Origin of the sequence: Streptomyces rimosus subsp. rimosus (assembly GCF_000720725.1) — a bacterium.
Taxonomy (GTDB): domain Bacteria; phylum Actinomycetota; class Actinomycetes; order Streptomycetales; family Streptomycetaceae; genus Streptomyces; species Streptomyces rimosus_A.
This window is the reverse complement of sequence record NZ_JOCQ01000041.1, coordinates 14007-30087: the sequence shown is the minus strand read 5'-3', so window position 1 is coordinate 30087 and position 16081 is coordinate 14007. Positions and strand designations below refer to the sequence as shown.

Here is a 16081-nt window from a genome sequence, read left to right as displayed (position 1 = left end):
CTTTCCATAGTCCTGCTGTGGCACATGTACCGGAACAGATCACTCAGTCGCCGCCCCCACCGGGGCAGGCGAACACCGCGGCCGGGCCACGGCGTTGGCCGCACCGGCGGTTACGCCTGGCCGCCGGGCTGGTGGTGGCGCTCGTCGTGCTGGCGGCGCTGGCCACGGCCAGCGTGATGATGGGCAGCAAACCGCTGCCCGCGCACACGGTCGGGGACGCCCTGTTCCGTTTCGACCCGTCCGACACCGACCACTTGGTGATCCGTTCGTTACGGCTGCCGCGCACCGTCGTCGGGCTGCTGGCGGGGGCGGCGCTGGGGCTGGCGGGCGCGGTGATGCAGGGCATCGCCCGCAACGCGCTGGCCGATCCCGGTGTGCTGGGCGTCAATTCGGGTGCGGCGCTCTTCGTGGTCGCCGGGATCAACTTCTTCGGGGCCACCTCGCTGTCGGGTTATGTGTGGTTCGGGCTGGCGGGCGCGGCCGTCTCCGCGGCGGTGGTGTACGCGGTGGGCTCGATGGGCGCGAGCGGGGCGACCCCGCTGAAACTGGTCCTGGCCGGGACGGCGACGACCGCGGTGCTCACGTCGGCGACGCAGGCCGTACTGCTCCTGAACGTCAGCGCGTTCGACCAGTTCCGGTTCTGGCAGGTCGGGTCGCTGGCGGGCCGGGACGAGGCGGTGGCCTGGCAGGGGGCGCCGTTCGTGGCGGTGGGCGCGGTGCTGGCGCTGTCGCTGGGCCGGTCGCTGAACCTGCTGGCGCTGGGTGACGACACGGCCCGGGCGCTCGGGCAGCGCGTGGTGCGCGTACGGCTGGCCGCCGCGCTCGCGGTGGTGCTGCTGTGCGGCACGGCGACCGCGATGGCCGGGCCGATCGGGTTCGTCGGGCTGGCGGTGCCGCACGTGGCCCGCATGCTGACCGGCGCCGATCACCGCTGGCTGCTGCCCTACGCGATGGTGCTCGCGCCGGTGCTGGTGCTGCTGGCGGACATCGTGGGCCGGCTGGTGATCCGGCCGACCGAGGTACAGGTGGGCATCGTGACGGCGGTGATCGGCGCGCCGGTCCTCATCGCCATGGTGCGCAGCCGGAAGGGGGCGGCGCTGTGACGGCCGTGACCGTGCGGACCAAGAGCGTCCGCGGCGCCGTACGACGGCGGCGCGCGCGGCCCGTGGTGGCCGTGCTGGGCCTGGCGGTGCTGCTGACCGCCGTCACGCTGCTGGTGGTCGGCGACTTCGTCGTACCGCTGTCGGAGGTGATCGGCGCGATCCGCGGCCAGGCGGACTGGAAGAGCCAGTTGTTCGTCGTCGACATCCGGCTCCCCCGCGTGCTCACCGGCCTGCTCGCCGGTCTGGGGTTCGGCATGTCGGGCGCGATCTTCCAGAGTCTGGTACGCAATCCGCTGGCCAGCCCGGACGTCATCGGCATCACGTCGGGCGCGAGCGCGGCGGCGGCGACGTGCATCGTGGCGCTGGGGCTCGGCGGTATGGCGGTCTCGGCGGGTGCGCTGGCCGGGGCGCTGGTCACCGCCGTGGCGATCTATCTGCTGTCGTGGCGCGGCGGGCTGTCCGGCCAGCGGCTGGTGCTCGTCGGGATCGGCGCGACCGCCCTGTTGTCCAGCCTGGTCTCGTACTTGATGACCAGCGCGGCGGTCTGGGACGCGCAGCAGGTGCTGATCTGGCTGACCGGCAGCCTCAGCGGCCGCACCTGGACGCACGCCACGACGCTGGCCTGCTGTCTGGTGCCGCTGGTCCTGGCGGCTGCCGTGCTGGCCCGCCCCCTGAACGTGCTGTGCCTCGGCGACGACCTGGCCCGGGGCCTGGGGCTACGGGTCGAACGGTCCCGGCTCGCGCTGCTGCTGACCGGGGTGGCGCTGGCGGCGACGGCCACCGCGGCGGCGGGCCCGGTGGCGTTCGTGGCCCTGGTCTCCGCGCCGGTCGCCCGCCGCCTGGTGCGCGACGGCGGGCCGGCCCTGGCGGCGTCAGCCTTGGTGGGGGCACTGGTGACGCTGGTGTCCGACTTCGTGGCGGAACACGCCTTCACGCCGGTCGAGTTGCCGGTGGGGGTGGTCACGGGCGTGGTGGGCGGCCCGTACCTGCTGGTGCTGCTGGTGACGGCCAACCGGGCGGGTACGTCCGCGAGTCGCCGAGGAAGTCGACTTCTGAGGTGAGCGCCACGCCGGTGCGCCGCAGGACGGAGCGGTGCACGGTGCCGACGGCCTGCCCGAAGCTGGCCGCGCTCGCGCCCGACCGCGCGACCAGGGTGTAGTGCCGGGAGGACACGCGGACGCCGTCGGCGACGGTGGTGCGCAGCCCGAATCCGGCCTGGCGGATCAGCCAGCTGGCGCTGACCCGGGTCGAGCCGTCGGAGAAGGAGTTCAGCGGGGCACCGGCCGCCCGCAGCCGCGCCTGCTGCGCACCGGTGACCTCGGGGCTCAGGAAGACGCTGCCGACCGTACGGTGGTCGATGCCGGAGTCCTCCAGCACCATGCCTTTGCCGCGGCGGACGGCCAGGACGGCCCGCGCGGCGTCCTGGAGCGGGACCCGGCTGCCCAGGGGGACGTCCAGGACGCCGGCGACGCTGCGGTAGGTGAGGGGCGCGCTCAGCGGGGACGGCCGCAGCGCGAGCACCAGGGTGAGCAGCGTCCAGCGCGTGGTGCCCTTGAACTTGCTGGTGCGGTGGCCCAGGCCGCATTCGGCGGCGGACAGCGTCACCGCGCGGCCCAGCTTCCAGTCCCACGCCCGTACCCGCACGAGGCAGTCGCCGATCTCCTGGCCGTACGCGCCCACGTTCTGCACCGGTGTGGCGCCGACCGTGCCGGGGATGCCGCTGAGCATCTCCAGCCCGGACAGGCCCTCTTCGACGGTCGTCTCCACCAGGTCCCGCAGCGGATGGCCGACCTGTACCTCGACCAGGACCCGCCCGTCGGGCGCGGCCCCGCGCACCTCCACGCCCCGGGTCGCCAGGCGCAGTACGGGGCGGCTGCACCCGGCGTCGCTGACGAGGACGTTGCTGCCGTGCCCGAGGCAGACGGGCGCGGTGCCGTACCGTTTCGCCCAGGCGACGACGGCGGGGAAGTCGGCGAGGTCCCGCAGTTCGGCGAGGGCGGTGGCCGGGCCTCCCAGGTGCAGGGTGGTCATCGGCGCCAGCGGCACTCCGTACGCGATGTGCAAGGTGTCTCTCCTCCAGACGCAACTGCCCGGTCCCGGTCCGGCCGGGCGGCACGGAGGTCCGTGGGCGGAGCGCGCCGCCGCGTCCCGGCGGGGCCGCGGCGGGAACCGTACGGCAACAGCTCCCGCCGTGGCCCGCGCTCAGCCGCAGGAGGCCAGTCGGCGCGCCTCGTCGAGCGCCTCCGCCGTGCCCTGGGCGACCTGCCGGGCCACCCTCGCGTCGCAGCGTGTGAAGCGGCTGCGCAGCCGGGTCAGCCGGACGCGGGCGCGGTGCGAGGTGACCCGCTCGTAGAGCCCCAGGGCCTCCCAGGTCGCGGTCGCGGCGCCGTCCACGTCACCGTGTGCCAGCCGGGCCTCGGCCAGTGAGGTCCAGTGCAGCAGCCGGTTCAGCGGCTGGCTCTCGCCGAACAGCTCCAGTCCGCGCTCCAGATGGCGTTCCGCCCAGGTGGACCTGCCCACATCCAACCAGGACCGGCCCGCGTCGGCGACCAGCACGGCGGGGGTCACCCAGGACGCCCAGGGCGCGGTGTGGCACTCGCCGTCGGCCCCGATCAGCTCCTGCGCCTCGTCCAGCGCGCGCCGGCAGCCCACCGCGTCCCCCAGTGCGGCGTACGCCCTGGCCAGCCGGCTCGCCAGCAGCGCCTGCCCCGGCCCGGGTGCCTCGTCCTGGGTGCCCTTGCGGGCGATCTGGATCAGCCGCAGTGCCTCCCGGCCCTGGCCGCTCCAGGTGAACCGGTAGCTCAGGCAGGAGATGACGTACGCGGCCAGCGCGCGGTCCCCGGCGATACGGGCGGAGCGCAGCGCGGCCAGGAGGTGGCGCTCGCTCTGGCCCGCCATGTCGAGGTCGGCGGCCATCCAGCCGACGACCTGGGCGAGTTCGGCGGCGGTGCGGTGCAGCCGCAGCCCGGTCGCGCGGCCGTAGCTGCACTCGGCGATGAGCTTGCGGGTCCACCGCAGCTCCTGCACGGCCCAGTCCATGACCAGCTCCCCGGCGCGCTCGTCGCCGAGCCGGCGCAGCTGGGCGCTGCGGTCCTCCAGCACCGCGAGGATGCCGGGATCGACCTCCTCGCCGCGCAGCCGGCAGGTCATGGGCGGGTCGCTGCCCACGAGCCAGTCCACGGCGGTGGCGACCATGTCCTGTGCGGGCAGCGGGGCCGGTGCGGCACCGGCGGAACGCTGCCGCGGGAAAGGAGCCTTTTCGGCCGCCGCGGCCGGAAATCTGTCCGGCCAGAGATCACGGACCGTGACCGGCTCGCCGAGCTTTTCGGACAGAATTCTCGCTACGATTTCGGGAAGTTGCCGCCGCGGCAGGGAGCCTTTGAGCCAATTGTAGGGAGCCTTGTCGCTGATCGTGCCCCCGCCGCACACCCGGTTGATCTCGCGGGCGAGCCGGTCCGGGGACCAGGACAGCCTTTTCAGGCATGCGGACAACGTTACGGAGTCGCTCACGGCAGCCTCGTCCCGCCGCCTAATACGCGCATGCCCGGGAGAATCCGTCTGCTCTGCTCGTACCGGTCGGACACACCGCTGTGCACAAAACCCCTCCAGCGCTCGCGAACGAAGCACTGGGCAGCCTAACCGGAGGCCGACAGTCGCAGATCACCACCGGCAGAAAATTATCGCAAAGTCGCTTTGCGTTATGCGCACGGCAATCCCGGAACCAACCGAACGTGTGCTATAGGGCCAGGACTTCGTCTCCTTCCGCGCGGGGTGCGGCCGCGGGCGCCTGCCCGGGGCGCGGCACGAGCAGCCGCCGGTACAGGAGGATGCCGACGCCCAGGACGGCCGCGGCGCACACGAAGGGCGCGCCGAAGGACCCGGTCACCTCCGCAAGCCAGCCGGTGAGGACCACACCCGCCGTGGTGGCGGCGGCGTTGGCGAAGTTCATCAGCCCGCCGGCCGCGCCCACCGCGCCGGGCGGCGCGAGCAGGCCGGGCAGGCTCCAGGCCGCCGGCGCGGCGACCGCGAGACCGCCGAGGGAGAGCGCCATCCAGCCCATGGCGGCCGGGCCGCTGGACGCCGTGCCCGCGAAGGCGACGGTCGCGCCCACCGCGAGACCGCAGGTCAGTACGGTTCTGCGGACCTTCATCGGATCGCGTCCGGCCCGTACGAGACGGTCGGCCAGCCAGCCGCCGAGGGCGAGTTCGGCGGCGGTGGCCACGATCCAGGGGACCGCCGAGTACAGGCCGGAGCCCAGGGTGCGGGTGCCGAACTGCCGCTGGAAGAACTCCGGCATCCAGGTCAGGACGACGTTGATGGCGTAGCCGTAGCAGGCGAAGCCGAGCGCCATCGTCCACAGGCGGCCGGAGCGCAGTACCGGGCGCAGGACGGAGCCGCGCGGCGGGTCGGTGACGCGCGCGCCGCCGGCTTTCAGGTGTGCGCGCTCGGCGGCGCCCAGCCGGGGGTGTTCGGCCGGGTCCCGGTAGCGCCACCACCACACGGCGGCGAACAGCAGGCTGATCACGCCGGTGAACTGGAACCCGGCCCGCCAGCCCCAGGTGCTTACCACGAGGGCGAGCACCGGCAGCCCGATGACGTTGGCCAGTTTCGTGGCCCCGTCGAAGAGGGCGGTGGCGCGGGCGCGTTCGGCGGTGGGGAACCAGGTGGCGGTGGCCTTCGCGGCGCTGAGCATGAAGGGCCCCTCGGCGATGCCCAGCAGCAGCCGCGAGACGATGATCAGGCCGAGGCCCCCGGCGACCGCGAGCAGCAGGCTGGCCACGCCCCACAGCGTCACCGCGACGCGGTTGAGCCACTTGACGCCGATCCGGTCCACCAGCGCGCCGGCCGGCAGCTGGACCAGCCCGTACGACCAGCTGAACGCCGCGAGGACGACGCCCAGCTGACTCAGGCTCCACCCGAACTCGTCGGCCAGCTGCGGCGCCGCGACGGACAGCACCGTACGGTCCGCGAAGTTGACGAGCAGGCCGCCCGCCAGGAGGGCGCCGATGCCCCACCGGGCACGTCCGAGGGAAGACACCGGGCCCCTCTCACCGGCCGCCGGCGGCGCACAGGACGATGTTGGCGCGGAACAGCCGGCGGGGCTCCTCCTGGCGGATCTGCCGCACGCCGACCAGCCCGCGGTAGGCGCCGCCGGTGCCGACCGCGTGCAGGCTCTGCCACTGCCCGCCCCATACGGCGGTGGAGTCCATCCAGCCGGACGTGACGACCGTGCCGTCCGGGAACTCGATCTCCTCGCGGTAGTAGGACAGCACATGGCCGTCCCGGGGGTGTTCGAACACCTTCCAGCCGCCGCCGGTGATGGTGCCCACGGTGGTGCCGTCGGCGTCGGTGAGGCGGTCCACGTGGGTGTTCCGGTCCCCGACCGTGGGCCCCGTCGCGGTGGTGGCGTTGAAGGTGATGTCCGCGTGCTCGGCAAGCCCGGTCCGTACGAAGCAGCCCGTGCCGCCCTTGGTCTGCCCGCCGTCCGGCAGCGGGCCGTCGAGGGCGGTCCGGCACTGCGGGCACATCGCGGGAATTCCGGGGACCGGCAGCGGACTGGGCGTCGGGGTCATATCTCCCTCGTTTCACGGGTCGGTCGGGCGAGCATTTCCGCCGGGGTGGCCGGTATTCAGCCGGTGTCCGGGGCTCATCGGAAATCTACGAGCCTCTTCCCTTTGAATTCACTAGATCCACCCGGCCCCGGACGACCCCGGCGAGTACGGGAGATCCGCCGGCCGGCGCGAGCAGCGTCCCGGACGCCGGGAAGGCACATTCTCGGCCCCGCCCGGAAAAGGGACCGACGGACCCGTCGCAAATGCTGTGCCAGCCCCTTTCCCCTGTCAACCGTCCGATGTCGGGCGAGAATGCGCGAAGCGGGAATTCCGTCGGTCGTTCACACCGCGCCCGGGACCTCCTTATGCGTACGCCCGCGGAATCCGAGGAGCCACATCGCCGCGAGTCCGGCGGCCAGGGTGATGACACCGGCGAGGAGGAAAACGGCGTCCAGTCCGTCGGCGTACGCCGTGCCCGGGGCCGGGCCGTTGTCCGGCACGTACTGGTGGAAGACGGTGCCGAGCAGGGCGATGCCGAGGGCCAGGCCGAGCTGGCGGGCGCTGTTGGCGGCCGCGGCGGCGACGCCGCTGTGCGCGGCGGGCGCGGCGGACATGGCGATGGCGGGCAGCACGGGCGAGACGAGTCCCGCGCCGACCCCGGTGATCACCAGTCCGGGCAGCAGCGCCGGCCAGGACGAGCCGGGGCCCACCGTCAGCAGTGCGAGGTTGCCCAGGCCGACCACCACGGAGCCGCCGCCGAGGGTCCAGCGGGCGGGGATCCGGTGCAGGGCGCTGCCGACCAGGGCGGAGGTGGCGAAGAAGGCCGCGGGCTGGACGGTGATGACCAGGGAGGTGGCGAAGGAGCTGAGTCCCACACCGTTCTGGAGCCAGAGGGAGAGCACCGGCAGGAAGCCGAAGGCGGCCAGGTAGTAGCCGCAGGCGGCCAGGAGCATGCCGTCGAAGGCGGGTTTGCGGAACAGTTCCAGCGGGAGCATCGGGTGGGTGGCGGCCCGTTCCACGAGGACGAAGACGACGAGCAGGACGGCGCCGACGGCGAAGCCGAGCAGGGTGGTGGTGTCCGTCCAGCCCGCCTCGCCGCCGCGGATGAAGCCGAAGGTGATGCCGATGGCGGCCAGCGTGAAGGTCGCGATGCCCGGCCAGTCGATGCGGGTCGGCCGGCTGGCGTCGTTGACCAGCACCTTCAATGACAGGGCGATGGTGGCGGCGCAGACCGGCACGGCGCCGTAGAAGATCCACTGCCAGGACAGGAACTGGGTGAGCATGCCGCCCGCGACGTTGCCGATACCGGCCGCCGCGCCGGCGACCGCGCCCCAGACGGCGAACGCCGTGGCCCGGTCGCGTCCGGTGTAGGTCAGGCCGATCAGCGGCAGCAGCGTCGCGAACATGGCGGCTCCGGCGACACCTTGGACCGCGCGGGCGGCGATGAGCACCCCGACGTCCGGGGCCAGGCCGCAGGCGAGGGTGGCGGCGGTGAAGACGGTCAGCCCGAGGACGTACAGGCGCTTGCGTCCCAGGTTGTCGCCGAGGGAGCCCATGCCGAGCAGCAGGCCGGCCAGGGCGAGGGTGTAGACGTCGATGATCCACTGGAGTGATCCGAAGCCCGCGTGCAGGTCCCGCGCCATCTGCGGCAGCGCCACCGTCACGATCGTCGCGTAGACGAGGAGCATGAAGGTGCCCAGGCACGTGGCGACCAGGGGGAGCCATTTGCCGGGGGTGGGACGCGGGGGTGCGGAAGTCTGTGCGGGCGCGGGTGCCGGGGGTGCTTCTCCGGCGACGACGGGGCGCCCGTCGGCCAGTGGTGAGTTCATGGGGATCACTCTGCTGTAATGGTCTTATGCAGCAGAACCCTTACGGGGAGGACCCCGTCCGCTTCGTGACCGACCTCACCAACTCCCCGCCCGCCAGCGCCTCCGAGCTGGCCGAACGCTGCGTGGCCGCGGGCATGGTGCTCGACCGGCCCGCCACGGACGACGACCTCGCCGAGGTGCTGGACTTCCTCGCCCGCTGGGCGGAGGTCGTCGACGCCCCCACGGACGAGCGGCGCGCCGCCCTGCTCAACACGCTTCTCGCCGAGGCGTCCGCCCACCCCCGGCTGACCGACCACGCCGACGGCGGCTGGCACATCCACTACCGCGAGGACGACCTCGGGGCCGCGAGCCTGCTGCGGGCCGTGGTCAGCGTCGGCACCGCACTGCACCTGACCGGCCTGGGCATGCACCGGCTGGGCCGCTGCGCGCTGGCCGAATGCACCGACGTCTACGCGGACTTCACCCGCGCCGGACGGCAGCGGTACTGCTCGCACGCCTGCGCCAACCGCGACGCGGTACGCCGCCACCGCGCCAAACGCGCAGCCTGAAGGCACCGGCGGGCGGCGGCCCCGAAAACCGCCGCCGCCCGCCGGTGCTCCTCAGCCGTCCCGCCCGTCCAGTGCGGCCGCCAGCCGCGCCGGCGTGGCGTGCGCAAGCACATCGCGTACGGACACCTGCTTCCGCAGCACCTCGGTCAGGCGGTTGGCGATGCGGGTCGCGAGCAGCGAGTGCCCGCCGAGTTCGAAGAAGTCGTCGTGCACGCCGACGGGCTCGTACTCCAGGAACTCCTCCCACAGCGCGACGACTTGCTTCTCCGTATCGCTGTCCGGCGCCGCATAAGCGGTCCGCAGGCCGCCGGGCCGGGCCGTCCGCGCCTGCACCTGTGCCGGCTCGGAATGCCGCTCCTCGGAAGCGCCCGCTGCCTGCTGCCCGCCGCCGCGCGGCTCGATCCAGTACCGCTCGCGGGCGAACGGATACCCCGGCAGCGCGACCCGCTGCCGCGGTACCCGGTGCAGCGCGCGCCAGTCCACCTCGGCGCCCGCGAGCCACAGGTCACCGACGCCGGAGAGCAGGGTGACCCGCTCGCTCTCCGCCTCCGTGGGCCGCGGCATCGTACGGACGACGGTGAGCCCCTTGCGCGTACCGAGCGCCGCCCTGGCCAGCGAGGACAGGGTGGTGCCCGGGCCGACCTCGACCAGGGCGCAGCGCCCCGTGGGCAGGGCGGTGCGCAGCGCGTCGGCGAACCGTACGGGGCGGCGGATGTGTCCGCCCCAGTAGGCGGGGTCGGTGGCCTGCTCCGCCGTGATGGCCGCGCCCGTGACGCCGGAGGCGAACGGCCGCTGTGGCGCCGCGGGGCGAGCGGTCCGTACGGCTTCGGTGAACGGCGCGACGGCCGGTTCCATCATCGGGGAGTGGAAGGCGTGCGAGGTGTGCAGCGGCCGTGCGGGAACGCCCGTTGCGGCAAGGCGTTCGGCCAGGTCGGCGACGAGTTGTTCAGGGCCCGAGGCCACGCACAGTTCGGGCGCGTTGACGGCCGCGATGTCCAGGCCGTCAACGAGCAGTTCGCGTACCCGCTCCTCCGGGGCCTGGACCGACAGCATCGCCCCGGCCGGGCGTGCGGCCATCAGCCGGCCGCGCAGCGCCACCAGTCGCAGCGCGTCCTCGACCGTGAACACGCCGGCGAGGCAGGCGGCGACGTACTCCCCGAGGCTGTGGCCCACCATGCCGTCCGGCGCGATGCCCCAGGAGGCCAGCAGCCGGGCCAGCGCGTACTCGACGGTGAACAGCGCGGGCTGCGCCACTTCGGTCGCCGTCAGCCGCTCTGCCGGGGCGTTCCGGTCCAGCAGCAATTCCCGTACGTCGAAGCCCAGTTCGTCGCGCAGCACCTCGGCGCAGTGGTCGAGGTGTTCGGCGAAGACCGGCTCCGCGGCGTGTAGTTCGCGGCCCATGCCCGGGTATTGCGCTCCCTGGCCGGGGAACAGGAACACCGTCCTGAGCCGCCCGGCGCCGCTCTCCCCCGTGTGTTCGGCGTACGGCGCGCTCCCCGCGCGGAGGAGGGTGCGCCGGTGGCGCATCGGTGACCGGCCGGTCTGCAGGGTGTACGCGGCGTCCGCGAGGTCCGGGGCGCCGGGCTCCGCGAGCCGGGCGGTCAGCCGCCGCGTCGCCGTGTCCAGGGCCTCGGGGCTCTTCGCCGACAGGACGAGCAGCTGCGGCCCGTCGGCCGCGGTGCCTTCGACGGCGGCTGCCGTGGGCCGTGCCGCCTCCTCCAGGATCACGTGTGCGTTGGTCCCGCCGATGCCGAACGCGCTGACCCCGATACGGCGCGGGAACTCCTCCGCCTCCCAGGTGCGGAGCGCCGCGTCGACCCGGAACGGTGTCGCCGCGAAGTCGATGCGCGGGTTGGGCGCGGTGAAGTGCGCGGTGGGCGCGAGCTGCCGGTGGCGCAGCTGGAGGACCGCCTTGATGAACCCGGCGATGCCGGCCGCCGACTCCAGGTGCCCGATGTTGCCCTTGACCGACCCGACGGAGCAGAAGCCGCTCGCGTCGGTGGTGTCCCGGAACGCCCGGGTGAGCGCCTTGATCTCGATCGGGTCGCCGATCGGGGTGGCCGTGCCGTGCGCCTCGACGGCGGTGACGCTGCGCGCGGGCACGCCCGCGGCCCGCAGCGCCTCGCGGACCACCCGCTCCTGCCCGGCGACGCCGGGCGCGGTGAAGCCGACCTTGTCCGTGCCGTCGTTGTTGACGGCGGATCCCTTGACGACGGCCAGTACGCGGTCGCCGTCGGCCAGCGCGTCGGCCAGCCGCTTGAGGACGACCACGCCCACGCCGTTGCCGAAGACGGTGCCGGCGCCGCGTGCGTCGAAGGGGCGGCAGTGGCCGTCCGGGGAGTGCACCATGCCGCGCTCGGCGAGGTAGCCCGCGCGCTGCGGCACCCGGACGCAGACCCCGCCGGCGAGGACGACGTCGCACTCGTCCACGAGCAGCGACTTGATGCCTTCGTGCACGGCGACCAGCGAGGTCGAGCAGGCGGTCTGCACGCTGACGGCGGGCCCGGTGAAGCCGAGGCGGTGCGCGGTGCGGGTGGCGAGGTAGTCCTTGTCGTTGTGGATCTGCTGCTCGAACACGTCCGCGTCGAGCACGATGCGGCGGCCGCCGAGCAGGTTCGACATCCAGTACGCGGGCATGTTGGCCCCCGCGAAGATGCCGCCGCGGCGGACCGAGGCCGGGTCCAGTGCGGCGTCCTCAAGGGCGTGCCAGGAGCACTCCAGGAAGAGCCGCTGCTGCGGGTCGAGCAGGGTGGCCTCGCGCGCGCTGAAGCCGAAGAACCGGGCGTCGAACAGGTCGTGGCCGTCCAGGAGCGAGGCGACGCGGACGTAGTCGTCGCGCTCGAACAGCTCCCGTCCGATGCCCTCGGCGAGCAGGTCGTCCTCGCTGAGCGCGGTGACCGACTCCACGCCGTCGCGCAGGTTCGCCCAGAACGCGTCGAGGTCCGGGGCGCCGGGGAAGCGCCCCGCCATGCCGATGACCGCGACGTCCCGGGAAGCGGGCGTCATCGGGCGGTTCCGGGCGCGGGCCGTGCGGGCACCGGGCCGGTCAGCGCGTGCCGCGCGATGTCGTACGACGTACCGCCGTCCAGGGCCAGTTCCGCGCAGATCCGGCCGAAGAGCGGGACCAGCTTGAACGCCCAGCCGGCGACGGAGACGATCACGTTCTCGCCGCCGTCGACGAGGCCCGCCGCCGTGCCCAGGTAGAACTGCCGCGACGGGTCGCCGGGCAGCACGGCGAGGCAGGTCGAGGTGCCGGTGGGCTCCGGGTCGACCCACGGCATGTGCGCGCGGACCCAGTCGGTGACCCGCTCGACGTGCCGCGGGTCGGGGACGCCGGTGGCGCGGCTCGCGTGCTCCAGGGCGTTGACCTCGAAGTCAGGGCCGAGGCGCACCTCGTCGGAAGTGGACCAGGGATTGGGCGGGAATCCGTAGAAGAGGTTGGTGTCCTCCTCGGTGGGCTTCTGGAAGGCGAACCAGAACGGCCGCTGTGCGGAGGTGTCCCGCTGCCGCAGGGTGACCAGCGCCATCTCGTACGCGTGCAGGTCCAGCGCGCCGCCGCCCCAGGGGGTGATCAGGTCGTTGGCCTGCGAGCCGTTGGCGAGGACGACCTTGGCGGCCCGGTAGGCGGCCCGGTCGGTGCGGACCGTGACCCCGTCGCGGTCCGGTGTGGTCTCCAGTACGGCCTCGTTGCCGCGCAGTACCGCGCCGTGCTCCTGGGAGAGCTGGAACAGCGCGGCGAGGGTGCCCCGTACGTCGATGGCGCCGCCGTTGCGCTGGAGGAACCCTTCGAAGTGGCCGGGCAGCCCGGTGAAGCCGTAGCGCTTCTCGATGTCCCGGGCGGTCAGCCATTCGTACGCGACGGACATCTCGTCCATGGCCCGCGCGGTGTCCGCGATGTGCCCCTCGTTGGTCTCCACCTCGACATCGCCGAACCACAGGCTGCCCAGCTCGTGGATCAGTTTGCGGCCGGTCAGCCGCTCCAGCTCCGCCCACATCGGGCGGGTCTGCAGGGTCAGCGCGAAGATGTCCTTCTGGGTGTACTGCACCCGCCAGTGGCGTTCGGCGCCGCTCGATCCGGAGCGCTCGTTCAGGAAGCCGTACTGGTCCAGTACGAGGACCCGCTGTCCGCCGCGCCGGGCCGCGTGCCAGGCGGTGGACAGGCCGATCGGCCCGCCGCCGACGACGATCAGGTCATAGGTCTCGATGCCGCTCATGGACACAGCTCCTTAGGTGTACTGCCCGGTGGCGTGCGGAAGCGCTCCGACGAGCGCGGAGATCACGGCCTGCCGGCCGTCCCGGAGGTAGAAGTGACCACCGGGGAAGTGCAACTGCTCGAAGGGGCCGGTGGTGAAGTCGCGCCAGCGGGCGACGTCCTGCGGCGAGACCGCCGGGTCGTCGCGTCCGCACAAGGCGGTCAGCGCGGCGGTGACGGGCTCGCCGTCGAAGGGCTCGTAGCCGTCCAGCACCGCATAGTCCGCGCGCGTCAACGCGGCGACGAAAGCCTTGAGTTCGGGGCTGCGGCGGATGTCGGAGGCGGCGCCGCCCAGTCGCTCCACCACGTCCAGGACGCCGTCGTCGTCCCGCTCGTGGACGTCCTGGGGCGGCAGCTCGCCGGGCGCGTACTGGCCGGAGACGACCAGCCGCTCCGGTCCCGGCAGGCCCAGCCGCTCCCAGTGGCGGGCCACTTCGTAGGCGATCAGGGCGCCCATGCTGTGCCCGAAGAAGGTGACCGGGCCGCCGCCGAGTTCGGTGGTCAGCTGCGCCGAGACGCCCTCCACGACCTCCTCCACGGTCTCGGCGAAGGGCTCCTGAAGCCGGTCCTCGCGGCCGGGGTACTGGATCACCAGCAGTTCCGTGGCGGGCGGCAGCGTGTCCCGCCACGGCCGGAAGAAGGAGGCGCCGCCGCCCGCGTGCGGGAAGCAGACCAGGTGGTGGGCGGCGGGCTCGGCGCCGGGGAGGCGTTTGACCCAGGCGGAGCGGGCCGTGTCGCTCATCGCGTGCGTGCTCCTTGCGGTGGTGGGGTGAGGGGGTGGGGGCGGACCGGGCCGGCGGCGCGGTGGGGGGTCACGTCCCGGCGGCGACCCGGGCGGCGATGTCCTTGCGCAGCGCGGCCTTGTCGATCTTCCCGATGCCGGTCAGCGGCAGCGCGGCCACGGTCTCCAGCCGTTCGGGGAACTTGTAGCGGGCCAGCCCGCGCTCCTCCAGGAACCGCCGTACCGCGCGCAGGTCCAGCTCCTCCCCCGCGCCCGCCTCGGGCACCGCATAGAGGCAGACCGCCTCGCCGTACAGCGGATGCGGCATGGCGACACCGGCCACGTCGGCGATGTCCGGGTGCTGCCGGGCGATCTGCTCCAGTTCCTCGGCGGAGATCTTCTCGCCGCCGCGGTTGATGACGTCCCGCACCCTGCCCTCGACCAGGACATTGCCCCGCGCGTCGAGGCGGACCAGGTCGCCGGTGCGGTAGAAGCCGTCCGGGGTGAAGGAGGAGGCCGTGGCGTCGGCGTTGCGGTAGTAGCCGGCGACGGTGTACGGGCCGCGGGTCAGCAGTTCCCCCATCTCCCCGGCCGCCACCTCGGCGCCGTCCGCGTTCACGACCCGGACCTCGTCGAGCGGGGACGCGGGGGCGCCCTGCGTGCCGTCGGCCGTCGCCACCGGGTCGTCCAGGCGGGTGTAGCAGAGCAGGCCCTCGCTCATCCCGTAGCACTGCTGGACCGTGGCGCCCAGGACCTCGCGCAGGTCCGCGGCCATGTCGGCGGACGGCCGCGCGCCGCCCACCTGGATCACTTCCAGGCTCGACAGGTCGTAGGTCCGCTCGCGGGCCGCGGCGGTCCACTGGAGGGCCAGCGTCGGCACCAGGGTGCTGTGGGTGACCCGCTCGCGTTCGATCAGCTCCAGGGCGTGCCGGGCGCTGGCGGGCGTGGTCAGGACGGCCGTGCCGCCCGCGGACAGGGTGCCGAGCAGGCCGGGGCAGTTCATGACGAAGCCGTGTTCGGCGGGCATCACGACGAGGTTGACGGTGCGTTCGGTGACCCCGGCGAGGACCGTCGCCGTACGGATCATGTAGCCGTAGCCCTCGTGGGTGCGGGCGATGGCCTTGGGCAGGCCGGTGGTGCCGCTGGAGAGCAGGAAGACGGCGGCGTCGTGGGGCGCGGCGCCGGGCACTTCGGGCGGGGGCGGCACCGGGCCGCTCGCGCCGGGCTCCGGGCGGCACAGCTCCGCGAGGTCCACCAGCGTGCCGTCCGCGGCGGCGTCGCCCGGATCCGCGCCGCGGACCAGCAGATGGCGCAGGCCCGGGTGCCGGGCGGCGAGGTCGCGGGCGGTGGTGAGCGCGTCGGACCTGCGGTTGCCGCGTTCGACGGCGAGCGCCACCGGGCGGGTGACGGAGACGATGTGGTCGAGTTCGTGGGCGCGGAACGCCGGGAGGATGAGGACCGGCGGGGCGCCGATCTCCAGCAGGGCGAGCACCAGCACGACGTATTCGGTGCTGTTGGACAGCTGCACGCCCACCCGGTCGCCGGGCCCGATGCCGAGCCCGCGCAGCCGTCCGGCCGCGGCCCGTACGGCGTGGCCGAGTTCCCCGTACGTCGTGCGGCGCTCGCCGTCGACCACGGCGCAGCGGCCGGGGGCGGTGCGGCAGCGCTCGGCGATCCGGGCGCCGACGCGTTCGTCCGTCCACACGCCCGTGGCGCGGTAGCGGGCAGCGCGTTCGGGGTCGATGGCGGGGACCATCGGGTCGAGCGGGGTGCGGGCGCCGGCCGGCTCCGTGATCGTCATGACGGGCTCCCGGCGGGGGCGATGCGCTCGGCCAGCTGGGCGAGCGTGTAGTCCTCCTGGTCCCACAGGTCGATCTCCACGCCGAACCGCTTCTTCAGTTCGAGCTGGAGGTCCGTCGTCTCGACGGAGTCCAGCCCCAGTTCGGCGCGCAGTCTGGCGTCCGGGCCCGCCTCGTCGAGCAGGGCCGCGTCCAGCCCTATGTCCGACAGGGCCCGCAGGACATCGTTCATGGACACAACCGACTCCTTCGCTGCCTTCGATTTCCATGGGGCGGC

13 protein-coding genes are annotated in these 16081 nt (G+C 73.5%); 3 read left to right on the top strand and 10 right to left on the bottom strand.

Annotation, left to right across the window (positions count from 1 at the left end):
- The first annotated feature begins 131 nt into the window (after window positions 1–131).
- The gene (locus IH45_RS0122050) at window positions 132–1103 is read left to right on the top strand and encodes a FecCD family ABC transporter permease (RefSeq protein ID WP_078897710.1); all 972 of its coding nucleotides are present in this window, start codon (window positions 132–134) and stop codon (window positions 1101–1103) included.
- 5 nt (window positions 1104–1108) lie between these two features.
- Entirely contained in the window at window positions 1109–2164 is a 1056-nt protein-coding gene (locus tag IH45_RS1000000146750; RefSeq protein ID WP_394298693.1) for a FecCD family ABC transporter permease, read from the top strand.
- Here the strand turns inward: IH45_RS1000000146750 and IH45_RS0122035 are convergent.
- The 5 genes from IH45_RS0122035 to IH45_RS0122015 all read right to left on the bottom strand — a co-directional run bounded on the left by IH45_RS0122035 (window position 2064) and on the right by IH45_RS0122015 (window position 8484).
- Window positions 2064–3167, bottom strand: coding sequence for a UDP-N-acetylmuramate dehydrogenase (locus IH45_RS0122035; RefSeq protein WP_030670940.1), 1104 nt, complete (start codon window positions 3165–3167; stop codon window positions 2064–2066). The genes IH45_RS1000000146750 and IH45_RS0122035 overlap by 101 nt on opposite strands.
- 138 nt (window positions 3168–3305) lie before the next feature.
- On the bottom strand, window positions 3306–4613 hold the full coding sequence (locus IH45_RS0122030) for a hypothetical protein (RefSeq protein WP_030670937.1): 1308 nt from the start codon (window positions 4611–4613) through the stop codon (window positions 3306–3308).
- A 226-nt stretch (window positions 4614–4839) separates the two neighbouring features.
- Window positions 4840–6141 carry an MFS transporter gene (locus tag IH45_RS0122025; protein WP_030670934.1) on the bottom strand — a complete coding sequence of 434 codons (1302 nt, stop codon included), beginning with the start codon at window positions 6139–6141 and terminating at the stop codon, window positions 4840–4842.
- A 10-nt stretch (window positions 6142–6151) separates the two neighbouring features.
- A complete protein-coding gene (locus tag IH45_RS1000000145365; RefSeq protein ID WP_158813218.1) occupies window positions 6152–6676 on the bottom strand; it encodes an allene oxide cyclase barrel-like domain-containing protein in 525 nt (174 codons plus the stop codon).
- A gap of 320 nt (window positions 6677–6996) precedes the next feature.
- Window positions 6997–8484 (bottom strand): MFS transporter, encoded by a 1488-nt coding sequence (locus IH45_RS0122015; RefSeq protein ID WP_234440623.1) that lies wholly within the window; start codon window positions 8482–8484, stop codon window positions 6997–6999.
- Between the two features lie 26 nt (window positions 8485–8510).
- Here IH45_RS0122015 and IH45_RS0122010 point away from each other — a divergent pair, with 26 nt between their 5' ends.
- Window positions 8511–9032 carry a CGNR zinc finger domain-containing protein gene (locus tag IH45_RS0122010; RefSeq protein WP_030670925.1) on the top strand — a complete coding sequence of 174 codons (522 nt, stop codon included), beginning with the start codon at window positions 8511–8513 and terminating at the stop codon, window positions 9030–9032.
- Window positions 9033–9083: 51 nt separating this feature from the next.
- Here the strand turns inward: IH45_RS0122010 and IH45_RS0122005 are convergent, their stop codons facing one another.
- From IH45_RS0122005 to IH45_RS0121985, 5 genes are all read right to left on the bottom strand, one after another.
- The gene (locus IH45_RS0122005; RefSeq protein ID WP_050515057.1) at window positions 9084–12038 is read right to left on the bottom strand and encodes a type I polyketide synthase; all 2955 of its coding nucleotides are present in this window, start codon (window positions 12036–12038) and stop codon (window positions 9084–9086) included.
- Complete coding sequence (locus IH45_RS0122000; RefSeq protein WP_030670919.1) at window positions 12035–13246, bottom strand: NAD(P)/FAD-dependent oxidoreductase; 1212 nt, start codon at window positions 13244–13246, stop codon at window positions 12035–12037. Before IH45_RS0122000 ends, IH45_RS0122005 begins: the two co-directional genes overlap by 4 nt.
- A gap of 12 nt (window positions 13247–13258) precedes the next feature.
- On the bottom strand, window positions 13259–14026 hold the full coding sequence (locus IH45_RS0121995; RefSeq protein ID WP_050515056.1) for a thioesterase II family protein: 768 nt from the start codon (window positions 14024–14026) through the stop codon (window positions 13259–13261).
- A 70-nt stretch (window positions 14027–14096) separates the two neighbouring features.
- Complete coding sequence (locus tag IH45_RS0121990; RefSeq protein ID WP_030670915.1) at window positions 14097–15806, bottom strand: (2,3-dihydroxybenzoyl)adenylate synthase; 1710 nt, start codon at window positions 15804–15806, stop codon at window positions 14097–14099.
- Window positions 15803–16036 (bottom strand): acyl carrier protein, encoded by a 234-nt coding sequence (locus IH45_RS0121985; protein ID WP_078897713.1) that lies wholly within the window; start codon window positions 16034–16036, stop codon window positions 15803–15805. Before IH45_RS0121985 ends, IH45_RS0121990 begins: the two co-directional genes overlap by 4 nt.
- Between the last annotated feature and the right edge of the window lie 45 nt (window positions 16037–16081).